Annotated in this window: 17 protein-coding genes and 1 riboswitch; of the genes, 2 read left to right on the top strand and 15 right to left on the bottom strand. The window is 38.7% G+C overall.

Annotation, left to right across the window (positions count from 1 at the left end; translation table 11 throughout):
- Positions 1-47: 47 nt before the first annotated feature.
- Positions 48-284, bottom strand: coding sequence for a hypothetical protein (locus ACNQFZ_RS18900; RefSeq protein WP_458412854.1), 237 nt, complete (start codon positions 282-284; stop codon positions 48-50).
- Positions 285-449: 165 nt separating this feature from the next.
- Between ACNQFZ_RS18900 and ACNQFZ_RS18895 the strand changes: the two genes are divergently transcribed.
- Positions 450-1,289 (top strand): EamA family transporter, encoded by an 840-nt coding sequence (locus ACNQFZ_RS18895; protein ID WP_458412853.1) that lies wholly within the window; start codon positions 450-452, stop codon positions 1,287-1,289.
- Between the two features lie 102 nt (positions 1,290-1,391).
- A riboswitch (purine riboswitch) is annotated at positions 1,392-1,492 on the top strand.
- 95 nt (positions 1,493-1,587) lie between these two features.
- Positions 1,588-2,880 carry an NCS2 family permease gene (locus ACNQFZ_RS18890; protein ID WP_458412852.1) on the top strand — a complete coding sequence of 431 codons (1,293 nt, stop codon included), beginning with the start codon at positions 1,588-1,590 and terminating at the stop codon, positions 2,878-2,880.
- 58 nt (positions 2,881-2,938) lie between these two features.
- On the opposite strand, the gene ACNQFZ_RS18885 is transcribed toward ACNQFZ_RS18890, so the two are convergent.
- From ACNQFZ_RS18885 to ACNQFZ_RS18820, 14 genes are all read right to left on the bottom strand, one after another.
- Positions 2,939-3,673, bottom strand: a complete 735-nt coding sequence (locus ACNQFZ_RS18885) for an exonuclease domain-containing protein (RefSeq protein ID WP_458412851.1) — start codon at positions 3,671-3,673, stop codon at positions 2,939-2,941.
- Complete coding sequence (locus ACNQFZ_RS18880) at positions 3,663-4,655, bottom strand: DUF294 nucleotidyltransferase-like domain-containing protein (RefSeq protein ID WP_458412850.1); 993 nt, start codon at positions 4,653-4,655, stop codon at positions 3,663-3,665. Before ACNQFZ_RS18880 ends, ACNQFZ_RS18885 begins: the two co-directional genes overlap by 11 nt.
- Before the next feature lie 31 nt (positions 4,656-4,686).
- Complete coding sequence (locus tag ACNQFZ_RS18875) at positions 4,687-5,949, bottom strand: ammonium transporter (RefSeq protein WP_458412849.1); 1,263 nt, start codon at positions 5,947-5,949, stop codon at positions 4,687-4,689.
- A gap of 34 nt (positions 5,950-5,983) precedes the next feature.
- The gene (gene asnB / locus ACNQFZ_RS18870) at positions 5,984-7,834 is read right to left on the bottom strand and encodes an asparagine synthase (glutamine-hydrolyzing) (RefSeq protein WP_458412848.1); all 1,851 of its coding nucleotides are present in this window, start codon (positions 7,832-7,834) and stop codon (positions 5,984-5,986) included.
- 54 nt (positions 7,835-7,888) lie between these two features.
- Positions 7,889-9,220: a type I glutamate--ammonia ligase gene (gene glnA / locus ACNQFZ_RS18865; protein WP_458412847.1), complete on the bottom strand. Its 1,332-nt coding sequence runs from the start codon at positions 9,218-9,220 to the stop codon at positions 7,889-7,891.
- Between the two features lie 31 nt (positions 9,221-9,251).
- On the bottom strand, positions 9,252-10,118 hold the full coding sequence (gene dapF, locus ACNQFZ_RS18860) for a diaminopimelate epimerase (protein WP_458412846.1): 867 nt from the start codon (positions 10,116-10,118) through the stop codon (positions 9,252-9,254).
- 17 nt (positions 10,119-10,135) lie between these two features.
- A complete protein-coding gene (locus ACNQFZ_RS18855; protein ID WP_458412845.1) occupies positions 10,136-11,377 on the bottom strand; it encodes an LL-diaminopimelate aminotransferase in 1,242 nt (413 codons plus the stop codon).
- A gap of 43 nt (positions 11,378-11,420) precedes the next feature.
- Positions 11,421-15,944 (bottom strand): glutamate synthase large subunit, encoded by a 4,524-nt coding sequence (gene gltB, locus ACNQFZ_RS18850; RefSeq protein ID WP_458412844.1) that lies wholly within the window; start codon positions 15,942-15,944, stop codon positions 11,421-11,423.
- A gap of 415 nt (positions 15,945-16,359) precedes the next feature.
- Positions 16,360-16,986, bottom strand: coding sequence for a LysE family transporter (locus ACNQFZ_RS18845; protein WP_458412843.1), 627 nt, complete (start codon positions 16,984-16,986; stop codon positions 16,360-16,362).
- A 134-nt stretch (positions 16,987-17,120) separates the two neighbouring features.
- On the bottom strand, positions 17,121-17,738 hold the full coding sequence (locus tag ACNQFZ_RS18840) for a spore coat protein (RefSeq protein WP_458412842.1): 618 nt from the start codon (positions 17,736-17,738) through the stop codon (positions 17,121-17,123).
- Between the two features lie 129 nt (positions 17,739-17,867).
- Positions 17,868-18,170 carry a hypothetical protein gene (locus ACNQFZ_RS18835; protein WP_458412841.1) on the bottom strand — a complete coding sequence of 101 codons (303 nt, stop codon included), beginning with the start codon at positions 18,168-18,170 and terminating at the stop codon, positions 17,868-17,870.
- A 115-nt stretch (positions 18,171-18,285) separates the two neighbouring features.
- The gene (locus ACNQFZ_RS18830) at positions 18,286-18,513 is read right to left on the bottom strand and encodes a YjcZ family sporulation protein (protein ID WP_458412840.1); all 228 of its coding nucleotides are present in this window, start codon (positions 18,511-18,513) and stop codon (positions 18,286-18,288) included.
- 52 nt (positions 18,514-18,565) lie between these two features.
- Positions 18,566-18,661, bottom strand: a complete 96-nt coding sequence (locus ACNQFZ_RS18825) for a YjcZ family sporulation protein (RefSeq protein ID WP_458412839.1) — start codon at positions 18,659-18,661, stop codon at positions 18,566-18,568.
- A 153-nt stretch (positions 18,662-18,814) separates the two neighbouring features.
- On the bottom strand, positions 18,815-20,086 hold the full coding sequence (locus ACNQFZ_RS18820; RefSeq protein WP_458412838.1) for an MFS transporter: 1,272 nt from the start codon (positions 20,084-20,086) through the stop codon (positions 18,815-18,817).
- Between the last annotated feature and the right edge of the window lie 181 nt (positions 20,087-20,267).

Here is a 20,267-nt window from a genome sequence, read left to right as displayed (position 1 = left end):
GCTGACTAAAAGTAAAATTGTCAGCCTTTTCTACTTTAACGAATTACTTACTCACCAATGTTTGTGATCCTTTCTTCTTCATCCAAAATATGAACTAGTGAGTTTTTTCTAATCCAGTATTGAAAATTATCCAATGGAAAAACCCCACGACTTTTAGAGTTTTCCATTTGAACAACAACACAATTTGAGGAGACTTCTAATATTTTTAATCTGTCAGAGTTATATAAATTTGGCATAAAATTGTTTTTAATTTCAAATTCCATATTGTTTTGTAAATTTACCACAATTAATCCTCCTAAATAATAATACTATACAAAAACTTTACCCCTATCTTTCCCTATTATTTTTCTTTATATCCATATATTGCATTACGTAAATAAGTATTGTGAAATAGTAGTTACAGGATTAGAATAGTAGCAAATAATAAAATCGAGAAAGAGGGATTAAAGGTGTGGATTGCAGCAGCGTTTGTAACTATGCTGTGTTTTGGTTTGAATAATATGATATTCAAATGGAGCACAGGAAAGGGTTTATCGAAGGTTCATATACAGTTTTTCTTTTATTTCGTAGCTTTTCTCTTATCTATTGGCTATGGATTAATTGTTGGAATTGCTCAGTTTAATTTACTGACGATCGGTCTTGGAGCGTTGATTGGCATCCTTAATGCAAATGGAAATATCCAAATGTCTAAAGCATTCGAAAAAGGACCGGCTAGCCTAACATCTCCGTTAATTGGGACAAATACTCTCTTTCCTATATTAAGTGCCGCCTTGATTTTTCATGAACATATTACTCTAATCCAATGGATTGGTATTATTTTAATGCTTGGATCAGCTGTTGTTATTCAATATTCTCCAAATCAAACGAGAGGAGATATTGAATATACGGCCTGGATAAGTCGAATTATTTTTGCTATTTTTTCATTTGGAGTATTGGGCATCCTTATGAAAACATCGTCTTATCTGCAAATTAACTCTTTAAATACATTAATCAGTATGTATGGTGGCGGGAGCATCTACCTCGCTATTAATAGCCTAATAGGAAAAGAGAAATGGCTGCTTCCAGAGGTTAAAACTGGGTCTCTAGTAGGGCTCATCAGCGTGGTTGGTTATGGCAGTTATTTCTATGCCTTAAACACAGGTACAGCAAGCATCGTCTTCCCTATAGTTAGTTTAAATTGTCTAATTGTCGTTCTTGGTGGCTGTTGGCTCTATAAAGAAAAGTTAAAAAGATATCAATTACTGGGCGTTCTTTCTGCCATACTCGGGATCGTGTTTACGAAAATATAATGGCCAAACTATCAATCTGTCAAAATAAATGAAAAATAACAACAATATTAATTACTATTGACGAGCTTCCCAGTCCTTGATAAGATTTATTCTATTATTTCTATATAACGAATTAAATAACCTTGTATATGTTCAGGAATATGGCTTGAACGTTTCTACCAGCTACCATAAATAGCTTGACTACAAGGATTAGTGAAATGAAACGTTCCTACTCCTTTTGTAGATCATAAGCTTTGGTAGCTATTTTACCAAAGCTTATTTTATTTTAAATTTAACACCGAGAGGAACATAAGTTAATATGGTGAAATTTTTTCAATTCAAAGAACGAAATACATCCTATAAGAAAGAAACGTTAGCCGGGATTACGACCTTTCTCTCCATGGCTTATATCTTGGTTGTAAATCCAATCATACTTAGTCAGACTGGTATGGACCAAGGTGCTGTATTTACAGCGACTGCCCTTTCAGCTATTGTTGGTACATTATTAATTGGCATACTAGCAAACTTTCCAATTGGTATTGCACCTAGTATGGGTCTAAATTCCTTTTTTACTTTTTCTGTTTGTATTGGAATGGGGATTAAATGGCAGGTTGCCCTAACAGGCGTGTTTGTAGCTAGTATTATTTTCGTAGTTTTGAGCCTGTTTAAAATCCGCGAAAAAATAATCAATGTAATACCCCAGGATTTAAAACATGCTATCGCTGCTGGTATCGGTTTCTTCGTTGCTTTTGTCGGTTTAAAAAATGCAGGAATTATCGTTTCTAATAAAGCTACTTTTGTATCAATTGGAGATTTAACCACTCCCCTAACTGCATTAGCTGTGATTGGTTTTATCCTAACCGTTCTTATGTTAGTGCGGGGAATACATGGAGCAATCTTTTATGGTATGGTGATTACAACGATTATCGGGATGATTGCAGGTTTAATTGATGTTCCATCCTCCATGTTGGGTAGCATCCCGAGCCTTAAGCCAACCTTTGGAGTAGTCTTCTCTAACTTAGGCAATATCTTTAGCCCACAAATATTAGCTGTGATCTTCACCTTCTTATTTGTAGCCTTCTTTGATACGGCTGGTGCTCTTATCGCTGTTGCCAGTCAGGCTGGTCTAATGAAGAATAATCAAATACCAAATATTGGACGAGCATTACTTGCTGACTCCACTTCTGGTGTATTCGGAGCTATTTTTGGTACTTCAACAACCGCTTCCTTTGTAGAATCTTCTGCAGGAATTGCAGTCGGTGGCAGAACTGGCTTTACATCAATTGTTATTTCTGCTTGTTTCTTTATTGCGCTATTCTTTTCACCGATTTTATCAGTAATTACACCGGAGGTAACGGCACCTGCCCTCATCATCGTCGGGGCTCTTATGGCGATGGAAGTCAGTAAAATTAATTGGACTAAGTTAGAAGTTGTCCTTCCAGCCTTTGTTACGATCATCATGATGCCGCTAACCTATAGTGTTGCTACAGGAATAGCACTGGGCTTTATCCTTTATCCATTGGCGTTATTATCGCAAATGCGATACCGCGAGGTCCATCCGATTATGTATGTACTTGCTGTCTTGTTTACTTTATATTTTATTTTTGTATAAATGGCAGCCAAAATAAAAAAGCCTTTTCGGCTTTTTTTTATTTTGGCTCAATATGAGACTATAATAATGCAATTCGATTGTATATGTCGTTTAAAGTTTCACAACCCCCGTCATAGAGTTTTTTTACATATATACACCATAGCTGTGCTGTCATTTGGGCATCACCTAATGCATGATGCCTGTCCTGAACTGTCAGACCGCAATGCTGACAATAATCCTCTAAGCGGATTAGTTTTGCACCAGGACAAGCAACGGCAAATACTAACGAAGTATCGACAATTCTATGTTTGACACCTGTTTTAAAAAGCATCCAATTGGCTTGATGGAGAAATTTCTTTTCGTGATTGGCATGATGTGCAACAAGAGGTGCTCCATTAACAAATTGATAAAATTGAACAAGTACATCTGAAAGCGGAGGGGCATCCTTTAGCTCCTCCTCCTTAAGCCCTGTTAGCTGTTTAATTCCCGGAGATAAACAACCTTCAAATCGAACGAGAGAATAAAATGTTTCTGCATTATTAATACTCATTCCCAAGCCCAACAATTTTACCGCGCCAATAGAGAGAATTTGATCCCCTTTTTCTGGATTAAAACCCGTTGTTTCAAAATCAAAAACAACGACATTTAGTTCATCTAGCGGAGCATATAAGCTGCTTTTTCTTTGTATTTCTTTTTCTAAACTTCTTAAAAATGCCAAGTGTTGCGAATTGCCTTGCACTAACGATCCGTAGATTGATGAATTCAGCTTACTATGGATCTGCTTCATCCAGTGAATAAAAGGGTCAAATTTCATTTTTTATCACCCTATTAACGATGGACCCTACATAGTGATACAGCTTCCTACCATCTTTTAATATTTGTTTTAGTGCACGCCTCTCACCCTTGCTAAGTCTTTTTACTTGAAGATAATGAATCTCTTCATATTTCATTTTAAATGCATGATGAAGGCGAATCCCCAACAAATGGACAAAATTCGCATAATAGATTTCCAAGTTTTGATAGTATGGTGCTATTTGTAAAAGTGACTCCAAGCGCAAAATCGTTGATGTTTCCGAAATATTTTCTTTGATTGCCAGTATTCGAATAGCATTTACATAAGGAAAAAATGCAGTTCTTTTTAAATCAATACAATCCGTATAAGGGCCATGGCCAACGGTTAAAAAATGATTAAATAAGCCAACTGACTTTTCCATATACATTGTATTCTCAAGAAATCTTCCTAATAGGAGAGGATGTTTTTCAACAGCTTGATGGATGAGTCTCTTTAGCTTTAAAACGGGTTCGGCCTCTCCAGCTATTGCTCTTCCATCAAAAAAAATAATCAAACAGCGAACGGATTCCCAAGACGCTTCATTCAGCCAGTTGTTTATTTGCTCTTCCCATCCAGCTATTGACTGGCACCATAATGAATTCGAGCTCATTACATTTCCATCACAGTATGGATAGCCTAGATAATGTAAGCCTAAACAAAGCCTTTTCCCAAAATCCAAGAAGTAAATAGAGGCCTGTTCACTAGTTTTTTCATATATTATGCCATGATCCTGATCACTGATAACAGCCTGTTCACACCTTCCTGCACTTCCCATCATAAACCATGTAAATTCACATGGTGGAAGCCCATTTTCTGATATCATTATTTCTAATGTAATTGCATATACTTTTTTTAAAACAAGCTCATGAAAATGATGCAACTCATCAGCCTTGAACTGATGGGTTGCAACGTGGTTGTCACGCCACTTTTTCAACGATTTATATGGTGTGTACGAGGAATTCACACAAACACATCCTTCGGTAATCTAGCAAAGATTAGACTATTCTTTGCTCCTTTGATTCAAATGCTTCTGGGTACCCATAGCTGCCATGTTCACTTATATCTAATCCCATTAATTCTTCTTCCTCCGTTACTCTAATCCCTTTCATCACTTTCTTTATAACTAGCAAAATAATAAAGGAAACAACAAATGCATATAGAGCCGAAATGGTGACTCCCATCGCTTGCACACCCAACTGCGTTAGCCCTCCACCATAAAACAATCCTGGTTTACCAACCGTGGCTAATTCTTCTGTGGCAAAAAGTCCAGTTGAAAGCGTTCCCCATACACCTGCAGCACCATGAACAGAAAGAGCATAGATAGGATCATCTATTTTACATTTCTCAATAAACCTAACGCTATAGAAGACGAGAATCCCTGCTAAAAAGCCGATGACAACAGCTGCCCATGTTTCAACAAAAGCACAGGAAGCTGTAATGGCAACAAGCCCTGCTAATGCTCCATTTAGCATCGTTGGAACATCAGATTTTCCTAAGACAATCCATGAAATTATCAAAGCACTAAATGCTCCAGCACCAGCTGCTAAGTTCGTGTTTAGAGCCACAAAACCAAAAAAGCCATTTTCAACACCCAGCGTACTGCCAGCATTAAAACCAAACCAACCAACCCACAATAGTAAGACTCCTAGTGCTGTATATACTTGATTATGACCATACAAATTGTTGGCAGTGCCATTTTTATTGTATTTTCCAATCCGCGGCTTTAATATGATGGTTGCTGCTAATGCTGCCATCGCACCTGTTAAATGGACGACAGTAGAACCGGCAAAATCCTGTTTTCCATGCTCAGCCAACCAGCCCCCACCCCAAATCCAATGAGCAATAACAGGGTAGACTGTCGCTGAAAAAAGCAGTGAAAATAGAAGATAGACGGATAATTTTGCTCTTTCGGCAAACCCACCGAAGGCAATTGTTAACGAAATGCCTGCAAATGCTAATTGAAACAAAAAGAAAACAGTGGTTGAATAGCTTGATCCTTCCTTTTCAAAACCGGAATAAAAGAAATCAGATAATCCCACAAGAAGATTAGCATGTTCTCCAAAAATAAACCCATATCCTATTGCCCAAAACACAAGTGAAGAAATGCCGAATGTAAAGATCGTTTTCCCCGCAATATGCCCGGCATTTTTCATTCTTGTTGAACCAGCTTCAAGTAGAATAAATCCTCCTTGCATTAAAATCACTAAAATGGCGCCTAGCATAATCCAAACACTATTCACTAAATATAATTCATCCATTAAAAATCCCTTCTTTCTATTAATCTTCTCTTCTTTAACTGTCTAATATATTTATGTTATATTGATCCAACCAGATGTTTATTTGTATTAGATGTGCAATAAGCTGTGGGCCTGTCATAAGCTGCCCAAACCATGGTGTTTTAAAGGAAGAACCGTTAGAGTAAATCATTTCTTTGAGTGTTTGTTCTGAGATGAATTCAAGTAGAGGGGAAGTTTTATTTTCGGCAATGTTGTTTAGCATATTCTTTACTAGTTTCAGATATTCTGGGTGATGGGTCTTAGGATATGGGCTCTTTTTTCGGTAAAGTACATCATGCGGTAATATTCCCTCTAAGGCTTTTCGTAGAATGCCTTTTTCTCGGCCATTCAGCATTTTCATTTCCCACGGTATATTCCATGCATACTCAACAAGGCGATGATCTGCAAAAGGAACACGGACCTCCAAACTTGCCCCCATGCTCATGCGGTCTTTTCTTTCTAAGAGTGTCGTCATAAACCAGATCATATTCAAGTAGAACATTTCCCGGCGTCGTGCCTCTAATTCATTTTCTCCTGCTAAAAGTGGGACTTCTTTAAGTGTTTCCTGATAGCGTGTACTCACATAATTTTTTAAATCAAGTTTGTTCTGCCAATGTGGTCGCAAAAGCTGGCGCCTTTCTTCCTCTGATTTCATCCATGGAAAACTAGCTTCATTTAATAAATCCTCGCGGTAAAACCATGGATACCCTCCAAAAATCTCATCGGCACATTCACCAGACAACGCAACTGTGTAGTCTTTTTTGATTTGTTCGCAAAACCAGAGTAGGGAAGAATCTACATCAGCCATACCTGGCAAATCACGGACTCGTACTGCATCCTCTAAGCGGGTAGCAAGTTCTGCGTGATTGATTATGGCTGGGTGATGAACCACACCCAAGTATTTCTCCATTTTTTGAAACCATGGTCGGTCTTCATCTAGTTGAAATGAATTTGCTTTAAAAAATTCACTATTGTGCTCATAATCGATTGAATACGTATGAAGCGTCCCTCTACCAGCTTTTTTGAAATATTCTGAAGCTATCGCACTTATCGCGCTTGAATCAATACCCCCAGACAAAAATGTACAAACAGGAACATCGGCCACCAACTGCCGTTCAACAGCATCGGTTACAAGGTATTTGATTACGTCTATCGTTTCAGCCAATGAGTGATCATGCTTTTTACTTTCGACGTTCCAATAACGCCTAACGGTTAAACCATTACGATTATAGATTAATAGATGTGCCGGTCTAAGCTCCTTAATCCCGCGAAAAACTGCATGCCCGGGCGTTCTGGAAGGTCCCAAACCAAAAATCTCTTGTAATCCTTCACGATCGACTTCAGCTTTGACATCCGGATGATCTAAGATTGCCTTTAATTCTGAAGCAAACAGCAATGAGCCATTTTTTTCACTGTAAAAAAGCGGCTTCACGCCAAGACGGTCTCTGGCAATAAAAAGTTGCTCAGCCAGATGATCCCAAACTGCGAAAGCAAAGATTCCATTTAGATGCTCTACACATTGTTCTTTCCACTCGAGATAGGCAGTCAGTAAAACCTCAGTATCTGAATGCGATTGAAATGTATATCCCCTCTTCAATAGTTCACAGCGAATATCTTCTGTATTATAAAGCTCACCATTATAAACCATTGTATAGGTTCGGTCAGCTTTTGCTTTTGTCATCGGTTGGGCTCCTCCTGCTGGATCGACAACAATGAGTCTTGTATGCCCAAGTAAAACATGGGGGGCGCTATAAATATTGGTAGCATCCGGTCCCCGCTTCCCTAATGTCTGCGCCATCTTTTTTACTGAGCCTGATTGTGGCTTTAAATCTTGATGATAATGAATCCATCCTGTTATTCCACACACTTGTCATCACTCTTTCATAGATAATTTTCCCCATCCCCAAATTGCTTCGCTTGATTAATATTGTGTCAAATACTGCTCACGTTCCCATGGATGTACTGCTGTACGGAATAGATCCCATTCAATTTCCTTCGCTTCAATAAAATGCTCTAATAAATGGGTTCCCAACGCTTCTGTAATCACTTTATCTCCCTTTAAGTTTTCGAGTGCTTGAGCGAGTGTTGCAGGCAAATCAACAATGCCATTTTCCATACGCTCTTGTCTCGTCATGACGTAGATGTTACGGTCAATAGGTGTTGGCGGGATTAATTTATTTTTGATGCCATCTAAACCTGCTGCAAGCTGGACTGCCATTGCCAAATAAGGATTTGCTGATGGGTCGACACTGCGTACTTCAATACGGGTACTCATCCCCCTAGAAGCTGGAATCCGGATAAGCGGGCTTCTGTTTCTAGCTGACCATGCAACATAGCAAGGTGCCTCATAACCAGGAACTAAACGTTTATATGAATTGACAGTTGGATTTGTAATTGCCGTAAAATTAGGTACATGCTTTAAAATTCCAGCAATAAACTGTCTAGCTGTATCACTTAATTCAAGCTCACTATTTTTATCATAAAAAGCATTTACGCCATTCTTGAACAAAGATAAGTTACAATGCATACCTGAGCCGTTTACACCAAAAAGCGGCTTTGCCATAAATGTCGCATGCAATCCATGCTTGCGGGCAATGGTTTTAACAACAAGCTTAAATGTTTGGATATCATCACAAGCTTTCAGTGCGTTTTGATATTTAAAATCAATTTCATGCTGACCCGGTGCGACTTCGTGATGTGACGCTTCAATTTCAAAACCCATTTCCTCAAGCTCTAATACTATATCGCGGCGGCAGTTTTCCCCTAAGTCAGTTGGCGCTAAATCAAAGTATCCCCCTTGATCATTTAACTCCAATGATGGCTCTTCATTTTCATTCAATTTAAATAAGAAGAATTCAGGCTCAGGTCCAAGATTGAAATCGGTAAAACCTAGCTCTCTCATTTCCGCTAAGACGCGTTTTAAGTTATTGCGTGGGTCTCCTTCAAAAGGTGTTCCATCTGGATGGTAAATATCACAAATAAAACGGGCTACTTTTCCTTTTTCCGCAGTCCATGGAAAGATGACAAAGGTGTCTAAATCAGGGTATAAATACATATCTGATTCTTCAATGCGCACAAACCCTTCGATTGATGATCCGTCAAACATGCACTTATTATCTAGCGCCTTCCCTAACTGGCTGACTGGGATTTCAACATTTTTAATCGTCCCGAAAAGGTCTGTAAATTGCAGGCGGATGAATCTTACGTCTTCCTCCTTCACTAACTCTAAAACTTTCTCTTTCGTATATTTCATTACCGTTCCCTCCCGTTTTTTTGAATTTGACTCAATGAAAATGGCTGTCGGTGAATGCCAACTCACCATGACAAATATAAGCGGCTTCCCCACGCTTCCACACATGATTATTTTCGTCCCAGCATATGGTCAAATCCCCTCCAGGAAGATGGACTGTTATCGGAACATAGCGATCTAGTTTATGAATTAGGGTAGCTGCCACCACCGCTGCACAGGCACCTGTACCGCAGGCCATCGTGATTCCTGATCCTCTCTCCCATACGCGAAAGTCAATCTCTTGGTGATTTTTCACTTGTACAACCCCCACATTTACCCGCTCAAGAAATAAAGGAGCATTTTCGATAATAGGACCAATTCTCTCCAGAGGAACTCCCTTTACATCGTCAACAAAGATAATCGTATGTGGGTTGCCCATGGATACACAAGTCATCAAATAATTTATATCGCCTATATTAAGAGATTCGTTTATTGTTGTGGAATCCGGATTGCCTTTCATCGGGAATTCTTTTTTCAGTAGTTTTGGCTCACCCATATCAACAGTCACAAAACGAACCAATCTTGATTTATCGACTTCAACTTCAACAGAAACATCTCCGCCTAATGTTTCAATCGTAAATGTAGGTGTTACAGCGTAATTGTGATCGTATAAATACTTGGCAACACAACGGAGACCGTTACCGCAATTTTTCGCTTCAGACCCATCCTCATTAAATATTCTCATTTTAAAATCAGCTCTTTCAGATGGACATATTAAAATGATTCCATCTGAGCCTATGCCAAAGTTAACATCAGATACTTGTCTTGATAACTGTGCAAAGTCGATGTTTTCCATTGGGATCTCCAATAGATTAAAGAATACATAATTGTTTCCTAAACCATGCATTTTCGTAAATTGCATTCCAACCCTCCTCCCAATTAGAAAATAAATTTCGTCTTGCTAAGTCTAGATTTGATTTCATCAATAACTCTTTTTTCTTCTTCGATACCATCAGCCTGGAATGTAACCGAAAATCTTACATAATGACCGGCATCATCCCATGGTACAGTAGAAATTAAATGCTTTACTATTAAATATTGGCTGAATTCTTCAGCTGACTTAAATGTCGGACCATTTTCAACTCCCTTCGGTGCCTTTGTATATAAGAAAAAGGATCCTTTTGGTTTTTTGGCTTGAAAGCCGCAGTCTCTTAATGCATTGGCTAACATTTCGTGGCGCCGCGAATATTTTTCAGCAGTTTTCTTAGTGATTTCAGGATGTTGAAGAGCATAGGCTGCAGCTTTCTGAATTGCTATAAACTGTCCGGAATCACTATTATCTTTAATTGTCGCAAAGGCTTTAACGACTTTTTCGTTTCCAGCAATAAAACCAATGCGCCAGCCTGTCATGTTAAATGATTTTGATAAAGAATGTAGCTCAACACCAACTTCCTTTGCACCTGGTATAGATAGGAAGCTTAAAGCTTTTTCACCATCAAAAACTAAGGCTGCATATGCAGCGTCATGAATAACGATTAGCTCATTTTTTCTCGCGAATTGAATAACTTTTTCAAAAAACGTACGATTTGCAACCGCTCCTGTCGGATTATTAGGATAGTTCAAATAAATAAATTTTGCTTTTTGTAGGACAACTTCACTTATAATATCAAGGTCGGGTAAAAATCCATTTTCCTCTGTAAGCGGTATGGTGAACACATCACCACCACAATATTTAGTATGTGTGCCTAAGATGGGATAATTAGGAGATGGCATGATGGTGATGTCGCCTGGGTTAATAAAAGCGGTGGGAAGCATTGCAAGCGCCGGCTTTGAACCGATGAAATGGTTAATTTCAGTTTCCGGGCTAAGATTGCTTACACCAAATACATCTTTCATATACTCGGCAGCAGCCTCTTTGAATTCCGCAATTCCATTATCGGCATAAAAACGGTTTTCTGATTTGCATGCTTCCTCCGCTAATTTCTCCACAACCATTTTATCCGCCATGGCATCTGGTTCCCCAACACCTAAATCAATCAATTTTATTGTTGGATTTGCTTTGTTTGCCGCCCGTTTTGCTCTTTTTATTTTTTCGAACTTATATATTTCTTCTTTTAAACCAAATTCAGAGCCCCCAATTCTGTCTGCAAATAGTTCTTGAATATAATCTATCGTTTCCATTTCTTTTCCTCCTACAATGGAAATAGAATACCTCCTTATGCCCCTATTTTTGTGCTTGTTGACACGAATTCTTCCTAGGTATGCCTTCTTGCTTCAACTGCAAAAATCGTTTATATTCTTTCGGAATCACCTTCACCCAGTTTGTTAAGCTTTCTTCCCAGTGATTTAGAATATAGGAAGCACGAGCACTTCTTGTATATTGAAAATGATTTTGAATAAACTGTTGTAATTCATTTTTGTCATCGTCATTTGTCAATCGACCAACATCAATTAATTCAAGATTGCACTGTTTCCGAAATGCCGCTATATCCTCTGCCAATATATAGGCAGTCCCTCCAGACATGCCAGCAGCAAAGTTTTTACCAACAGAGCCAAGGACAACTACACATCCTCCTGTCATATACTCACAGCCATGGTCACCAATTCCTTCTACAACTGCGTTTACACCGCTGTTTCTAACGCAGAAACGTTCGCCGGCAAGGCCGCGGATGTAGGCTTCACCCGAAGTGGCACCATAAAAGGCAACGTTCCCGATAATCGTATTTTCTTCAGGAACAAAAATAGACTTTTCAGATGGACGAACAATGATTTTCCCGCCAGATAACCCTTTGCCAATATAATCATTTGCGTCCCCTTCAAGCGTAAACGTAACGCCTTTCGGAAGAAAAGAACCAAAGCTCAAGCCTGCAGATCCAATAAAGTTTAGGCGTAATGTATCTTCCGGAAGCCCTTCCCTACCATAGCGTTTCGTAACCTCACTACCTAACATAGTGCCTACGGTTCTGTTGCTATTTTTAATTGGGAAGGTACCATATACCTGCTGTTTTTTCTCTAGAGACGGCTCGCAAACACGTAACAACTGTTTATAATCAAGCGAATCCTCGAGACCATGGTCTTGCTTATGCACGTTATACCTTTCCCCATCAATGGAAGGCTGGAAAAGAAGCGGCGATATATCTAAGTTTTTTGCTTTCCAATGGGAGCTTGCTTGTTTATTATGCGTTAATAAATCTGTCCGTCCGACCATTTCATTTATCGTTCTGAACCCTAACTGCGCCATTATTTCACGAACATCCTGGGCAATAAAGCTCATGAAATTTATAACATCCTCTGGCTTCCCAAGAAACTTTTTGCGAAGCTCTGGGTCTTGCGTAGCAATACCGACCGGGCAGGTGTTAAGGTGGCATTGCCGCACCATCACACAGCCTAGAACTACTAAGGCAGTTGAGGCAAACCCATATTCCTCAGCACCTAATAAAGTAGCTATTACGATATCCCTACCTGTCATTAGCTTCCCATCAGCCTCTAGGACAACGCGATTTCGAAGGCCGTTTAATAACAGCGTTTGATGCGCCTCTGACAAACCAATCTCCCAAGGGATGCCAGCGTGCTTAATGCTTGATCTTGGCGCTGCACCCGTTCCGCCATCACCTCCGCTAATTAAAATGACATCGGCCAGCGCTTTTGCAACACCCGCTGCAATCGTCCCAACCCCAGCCTTTGCTACAAGCTTAACGCTGATTCTAGCCTTTGGATTGGCATTTTTTAAATCATGGATAAGCTGTGCTAAATCTTCAATTGAATAGATATCATGGTGGGGTGGCGGCGAAATTAAACCGACACCCGGAGTCGAGCTGCGCACTTCTGCAATCCATGGATATACTTTATGCCCTGGCAGCTGGCCACCCTCGCCTGGTTTCGCACCCTGCGCCATTTTGATTTGGATTTCATCACAATTTACTAAGTAGTGACTTGTCACTCCGAAGCGTCCGGAAGCAACTTGCTTAATCGCACTGCGTCGGGAATCACTATTGACATCCGCTTTATAGCGATCAGGATGCTCCCCACCTTCACCACTGTTGCTTTTTCCACCGATTCGATTCATGGCGATTGCTAATGTTTCATGGGCTTCCCTGCTAAGGGAGCCATATGACATTGCTCCTGTTTTAAAACGGCGAACAATTGCTTCAACGGGCTCGACTTCATCAATTGGAATCGGATTTGTTTCTTTAAAAGCTAACAAATTACGAACAAAAATAAGCTTGTCATGATTCGCTTTTTCTGCATATTTTTTATAGAGTTCATAGTCGCCTGTACGGCAGGCATTTTTCAGCATTTTAATCACTTCCGGATTCATCGCATGTGTTTCTCCATCTTTTCGATATTGAAAATCACTACCCGGTTTTAATGCCTGGTCTTTTTCATTAAATGCTATTTCGTGGCGGAGCAATACTTCTTCGGCAATTTCATCAAGTGTAATTCCGCCCAACACAGACGCAGTTCCAGTGAAATATTTTTCAACTACCTCAGTATCGATGCCAACTGCTTCAAACACTTGGGCACCACGATAACTTTGAATAGTCGAAATCCCCATTTTTGACATGATTTTTACAATGCCCTCTGTTGCACCTTTAAGATAGTTTTTTACAGCTAGCTCTAAGTCTATTTTTAACTCCTGCTTTCCCACCATTTCCTCAATACTAGCAATGGCCAAATATGGGTTGATTGCATCTGCACCATAACCTATAAGCAACGCTAACTGATGAACATCCCTTGCTTCACCCGTTTCCACAATGAGACTGACTTTCATTCTTGTTCCTTGGCGTACTAAATGATGGTGAAGCCCGCTTAAAGCTAACAACGCTGGAATCCCTGCAAATTCTTGAGTCAATCCTTTATCGGACAAAATAATATTGGAAACCCCATCCTTTACCGCTTGATCTACCATGTTGAATAAATCATCTAAGGCGGCTTTTAATCCCGCTCCCCTTTTTGCTGCTTCAAAAACGATTGAAAATGTTTCTGATTTAAAATGTGGCTGGGTCATATGACGAATTTTTGTTAAATCAAGATTAGAAATGATCGGTGTTTCTAATTTTACACGGCGGCAGCTGTCTGCTTTTGGATTAAGAAGATCACCTTCTGCCCCTAAAAGCGTGGCTGTTGATGTTACATATTGCTCGCGCATGGCATCAATCGGTGGATTAGTTACCTGGGCAAATAATTGTTTAAAATAATTGTATAAAAGCTGTGAATGATCAGATAAAACCGCTAAGGGCATATCATTCCCCATTGAATTTATCGGTTCCTTTCCATCGATTGCCATTGCTCCAATGACTTTCTTCAACTCCTCGTTTGTATATCCAAATGCATGAAGTAATTTGCCAAGTTGAAGCATATTCATAGTTTGCTGCCGTTTTCCAGCTGAACCTTCATTGATATTCACTCTGTTCAGGTTCAACCATTCCCGGTAAGGGTATTCACCGGCAATCATGTTTTTTACCTGATCGTCGGGAATAATCTGTCCTTGTTTTAAATCAACTAGAAGTATTTTTCCGGGACTTAATCTGCCTTTTTCAAGTATTAAATCAGGCTCAATGTCAATAACACCCGCTTCAGAGGCAAAAATGATTGTTCCGTCAACAGTCACATAATAGCGAGCAGGTCGGAGGCCATTGCGATCCTGCATGGCCCCTATTTGCAGACCATCGGTAAATGCAAAGGCCGCAGGGCCGTCCCAAGGTTCCATCAAGTGACTGTGAAACTCATAGAAGGCTTTGAGATCATCATCCATTGATTCATCCTTTTCCCACGGCTCCGGAACCATCATCATGGCAGCATGGGGCAACGAGCGCCCAGCCCGGACCAAAAATTCCAAACAATTATCAAATGAAGATGAATCACTGCCGCTTTCATCGATGATAGGTATCATTTCATTTAACTTTTTATTAAAATTTGAATTTTCTATTAATTTTTCGCGCGCTTTCATCCAGATCCTATTGCCATTCACTGTATTGATTTCGCCGTTATGAATCAACATCCGGTTCGGATGCGCCCTGCCCCAGCTTGGAAATGTATTTGTACTAAAGCGAGAATGAACAAGGGCAAACGTTGATGCAAATGCTGCATCCTTCAAATCAAGATAATATTCCGCCAACTGCTCAGGAGTCAGCATTCCTTTATAGACGATAGAACGTGCAGACAGACTAGCAACGTAAAACATTTCAGAAACAGCCAACAGCTTTTCACGAACGATTTTTTCTGTTCTTTTACGAATGATAAACAACGTACGTTCAAAAGAATCATCATCATACGCTTCAACTGCTTTTCCAATAAATACTTGACGAACAAATGGCTGACTTTCTTTTGCTTTTGTGCCGATTTTTTCATCATTTGTTGGCACTGTTCTCCACCCAAGCAAAACTTGCCCTTCTTCTTCAATGGTTTTATTAAATGCATCTTCGCATTGCCTTCTTAATAAGATATCTTGAGGCAAAAATACCATGCCAACACCGTACGTTCCTTGAACTTTCAAACGAAATTGAGAACATTCTCTTTGAAAAAAATCATGTGGAAGCTGAGTAAGAATTCCCGCACCGTCACCGGTGTCCAGGTCATCCGCTTGACCTCCGCGATGCTCTAATCTGCACAGCATCGTAATCCCCTGCTGCACAATCTGATGTGATGCTTTTCCTTTTAAATTGGCTATAAACCCAATTCCACAAGCATCATGTTCATTTCGTGGATGATAAACACCCTGACTCATTGGTTGTTTAGCTTGACTCATTATGCCACCCCTTACATATGCTATAAAACAGCATGAATCCATTTCACTATTCTAAATTCAATATTAAAATCTTATAAATTGTTCTTGTTTTTTATTTTATTCAGCTAAATCATTCTAAACAATATCAATCATTAATATAATCAATCTATTTATGATATCATTCGTGTTGTAAGCGCTCTATTGACTGAATATTAAAAACCAATGAAAGCGCTTAGTCGTAAGCATCAAAAGGCTTTATCGCACTTTTTATTGGAAGTAACAGGAATAAGGAGTTGATGTATAATTTTTATTTAAATTTTTAAATTATAATAAAAGGAGAAATAATAAAGGAATACTCGGAGCAAAAGAGGAAAAAATTCAAAAAAAAAAAAGGAGCAAAACACGCCAACAGATTATTTCGAAAAGTTGATAACACTTAACCCATCAATAATTTTACTCCTTGATAAGCAAAAAAAACACCAAATCCAATCAGTGATAGTCCAGATACACCTGATATCAATACTAGTAAACGAGAGGTTAAAATTTTTCGAAAACTGCTTGACACTGTAGCCATTGTTAAATCCCAAACTAATAAACCTAAAAGTATCGCTATACTATAAATGATAAGTTCGTTTTTCGTTGCTGTGGCTGCTGTCCTTGCCAACAAAGAGCCATAGATACCAAGCCAAAACAGGATTGTTAAAGGATTCGTTAACGACATCATAAAACCTGATAAAAAAGCTTTGTGAAAAGGCTCGAAATGTCGGGAATTCTCAATGTTAATCTTTCCGGCATTGATCATACTTTCAAAACCCGTATAAAGTAATACAAAAGCTCCAAATAGCCATAGAAATGTTTGTACGATTGGGGTATCAATAAAAGTAACTAACCCTAAATAAACAATCAACATATAGATACCGTCGGCCATCATTGCCCCTATCCCGACAAGCCAGGAATGAATAAAGCCATATTTGATACCTCTGTCTAATTGCGCTGCATTAACAGGACCAATTGGTGCTGCCAAGGATAACCCTAAAAACACATAACTAAGAAAAATACTCATCTTCACACCCCTAAAATATCTTGTCTGAAAAATTGTATTCAGAGATGCACCCATGTACTACATATATTTAAGACATTCAGAAAAGAAAAAACGAGTCAAACAATTGATGACTCGTTTTTATATATAAAACTTCTTCAAATGGTATTAAAGTTTTGATTCATTGAATTCATACCAGTTGCAGGTTGGTAGACACTACTATACGTTTGTGTTGTCATTTCCTTTAAGGTTGGTACTTGGTAGTATCCTTTTGAATTCATATATTGCCAAACTTCATAAGCCTGATCGGCACAGTTTTTCGCACCTTGGATGAATGTGCTTCTGATTTGCGGATCAGCACATTCTAACGCAGCATGCATCTTCATCGTTGCCGACGCCTTATGACATCCCAGCATTCCAGAAGCCACATCGCGGTCATCCATTTGTTGCATAGATGTATTTGGTTGATTTGGTGAAGGGTTGCGTAGGCCGTATGTAGGACTAAAATTCGTATTTGTCCGCATATTAGTATTCATACTCGTACGCACTGCTCCCATATTACCTACATTCGTCTTATTACTTAACAAACTCACCAGTTGATTGTATTCATTTATCATAAAGCTAACCTGGTTTTGCAAAATATTTTGAAGCTGAGAGTCCTGGCAATGTGGTTGATACAATTGAAATTGGTTAATGCCGTCTATCGCATTACACAATACTTCATGGATCTCCATCAATTCATGTGCACCTAATTGCGGTTGTTGATTATTCATCATGTAAATAAATACCTCCTGAAATTTTCTTTTACGTAAATAATTTGTCCAGGAGTCCAGATATTATTCAGTAGTTTAAGCCAAAAAAAAGATGGTGAACCATAAGTTGCACCATCGAAGATATATTGTGAACTACATAACACTTGATAAAGCTAGGATTTTGTAGGTTTCTCTTCCGTTTTTATCTATATGGATAAAAAAGTCTGCAGTTTTTATTGTTCTTATTAACGATAATGATCCATCAGCATTTATAATGAACTTCCAACCTTTGAAAATATATTTTTCATACTCTGATATGAATGTATGGTGATCAACATATGAATAGGGAATGATTTCATATCCTTCGGCTATTTTATACCATAACAACCGTGCATTGTTCCGGACCTTTTCAATATTATAAATATTTTCAATTTCTTTTACTGAACAATATCGCATTATATCAACCCCTTTTTTTATAACAATAGTTGAAAAGGAGAAGAATGACTAGAGTTAAAAATTTACCAAAAAAAAACCTACCATTGGGTAGGTTCTTGATATTCAATCACTCATTTTAATAATACAATGCACCAATAATGACAAGGAGGATAAATAATACGACAATTAGCGTAAAGCCACCACCGGCACCATAACCAAAGCCAGCAACAGGTGCACCGAAGCCGTATCCACCATAGCCATATCCTGCTACAGATGTTCCAAAGGGGTATCTACCATACCCAAGGCCACCAAAAGGGCGTCCAAAGGGGTATCTACCAAATCCATATCCTGCACCAAATGGCATTTTAACCCTCCTAACTTTTTAATTATAATATCCAAAACAAGCTATGCTAATTCTAATATACGTAAGCTGCACCTACAATAATTAAAAGGATAAACAAAACTACAATTAAAGCAAAACCTCCGGCATATCCGTATCCAACGCCACTCATTCTTACAACACCTCCTTTGTGAATAATATATGTAGTTGCTAAACGAACTGAAATAGTCAAATCCCCCATTTTAGGACTTTGGGCAATAAAAAAAACGAGTGCTAAACCGAATAGTTTTAACCTCGTTTTATAAAGTATTACTCTGCCAGTATTTTATGTCGATGAAGAATCCTCTTCGGGCTTAATTGCCATAAAGGTAGCAATAGCTGCAATCACACTTAGACCACTTAAAATATAAAATAGGGAGTTTTCCGTGTTCTTCATCATAATAGCCATCAATGGAGGCCCCGCTGCTACCCCGATAAAACGCATCGAGCTGTATATAGATGAAACGGTTCCACGTTCTTGCTTTTCAATTCCGGATGTTATGAGCGCATCCAAACATGGTAAGGCCACTCCTATCCCAATACCGCTTGCTAAAAACAGCCAAATCATAAACCACATATCTTTAGAAAAGCTAAGAACTGCGATGGAAGCAGCTAGTAAGATAATTCCTCCAAAGGTAATCCATTTCATAAGGACTTTGTTTTCTTTAATCAATTTACCTGTAATATAAGAAGCGATACATAATCCTCCTAACGGTATTGCCAACAATAGACCTTTTTTCACATTTTTTACATCGTAAACCTTTTCCAGAATATCAGATAAATAAAATAGAACAGCGAACAGTACAAACATTAAAATAATTCCGATAATAAAAATAGCATAAAGCCATTTCCAATTGTTTTTGAAGGTCTTTTTCATATTCGCCATAAATTTTTTGAAAGGGGTTGGTTTTTGTCTCCTATTGGGGGTTTTCACCAAGAAAAGCATTAGTAAAATCGATAATATACAAAAAATTGGAATGGAGAAAAATGGGATAAACCATATAAATCCAGCCAAAAAAGCCCCCAAAATAGGACTTAATACTTTCCCGAGCGTATTGGATGTTTCAATTAGTCCTAATGAGCTGCTTACGTCTTCATCGGTCTTAAACATATCGCCTACGAGCGGAAGCACGATTGGGAAGGCCCCCGCAGCCCCAACCCCTTGTAAAGCTCGACCGATTAAAATAATCCCATATGGGTGGTCCATTTTCCATCCTGCCCACGCTGAAATTAATCCGCCGATGGCGGCTATGACTAAGCTTGGAATAATGACCTTTTTTCTCCCTAAATGATCCGATAAAAAACCAGCTATGGGAATAAGAATGATGGCTACAATCGAATAGATTGTAATAATCATGCTTGATTGAAAGGGTGAGATCCCCAACTTACGTTCCATTACTGGAAGTACCGGTATAAGCATTGAATTCCCTAAGGTCATAACAAGTGGGATGGATGAGATAGCTAGAACAGCCCACTTTTGATTATTTGGCTTGGATTTCGAAGCACTTTTTGACCTTTTGCTACTCTTAACTGAATGAAGGTTTTCTACATAATCCATCAGTTACACGCCTTTTTTTATTATTTTATTATTTCATTTTCTTAATATGGACAAATGATAATAATTTATCCTTGATATCAGGATTAACATTTCTATTCCGCCTTTATATAGTGGAAAGAGGAATATACTAATTGGGTTCGGGTTATATTTTGGATATCATGGGTACATGACCTTTTCCATA

The sequence above is a fragment of the Schinkia acidoalkalinis genome, assembly GCF_054301215.1.
Note: the sequence above shows the minus strand (reverse complement) of the source record. Positions and strands in the feature narration are given on the sequence as shown.

Bases quoted from the DNA above. Each gene is read 5' to 3' on its own strand.
- ACNQFZ_RS18890 (WP_458412852.1), top strand. From the start codon at position 1,588: ATGGTGAAATTTTTTCAATTCAAAGAACGAAATACATCCTATAAGAAA.
- ACNQFZ_RS18885 (WP_458412851.1), bottom strand. From the start codon at position 3,673: ATGAAATTTGACCCTTTTATTCACTGGATGAAGCAGATCCATAGTAAG.
- ACNQFZ_RS18875 (WP_458412849.1), bottom strand. From the start codon at position 5,949: ATGGATGAATTATATTTAGTGAATAGTGTTTGGATTATGCTAGGCGCC.
- glnA (WP_458412847.1), bottom strand. From the start codon at position 9,220: ATGAAATATACGAAAGAGAAAGTTTTAGAGTTAGTGAAGGAGGAAGAC.
- dapF (WP_458412846.1), bottom strand. From the start codon at position 10,118: ATGCAATTTACGAAAATGCATGGTTTAGGAAACAATTATGTATTCTTT.
- ACNQFZ_RS18855 (WP_458412845.1), bottom strand. From the start codon at position 11,377: ATGGAAACGATAGATTATATTCAAGAACTATTTGCAGACAGAATTGGG.
- gltB (WP_458412844.1), bottom strand. From the start codon at position 15,944: ATGAGTCAAGCTAAACAACCAATGAGTCAGGGTGTTTATCATCCACGA.
- ACNQFZ_RS18845 (WP_458412843.1), bottom strand. From the start codon at position 16,986: ATGAGTATTTTTCTTAGTTATGTGTTTTTAGGGTTATCCTTGGCAGCA.
- ACNQFZ_RS18840 (WP_458412842.1), bottom strand. From the start codon at position 17,738: ATGATGAATAATCAACAACCGCAATTAGGTGCACATGAATTGATGGAG.
- ACNQFZ_RS18835 (WP_458412841.1), bottom strand. From the start codon at position 18,170: ATGCGATATTGTTCAGTAAAAGAAATTGAAAATATTTATAATATTGAA.
- ACNQFZ_RS18830 (WP_458412840.1), bottom strand. From the start codon at position 18,513: ATGCCATTTGGTGCAGGATATGGATTTGGTAGATACCCCTTTGGACGC.
- ACNQFZ_RS18825 (WP_458412839.1), bottom strand. From the start codon at position 18,661: ATGAGTGGCGTTGGATACGGATATGCCGGAGGTTTTGCTTTAATTGTA.
- ACNQFZ_RS18820 (WP_458412838.1), bottom strand. From the start codon at position 20,086: ATGGATTATGTAGAAAACCTTCATTCAGTTAAGAGTAGCAAAAGGTCA.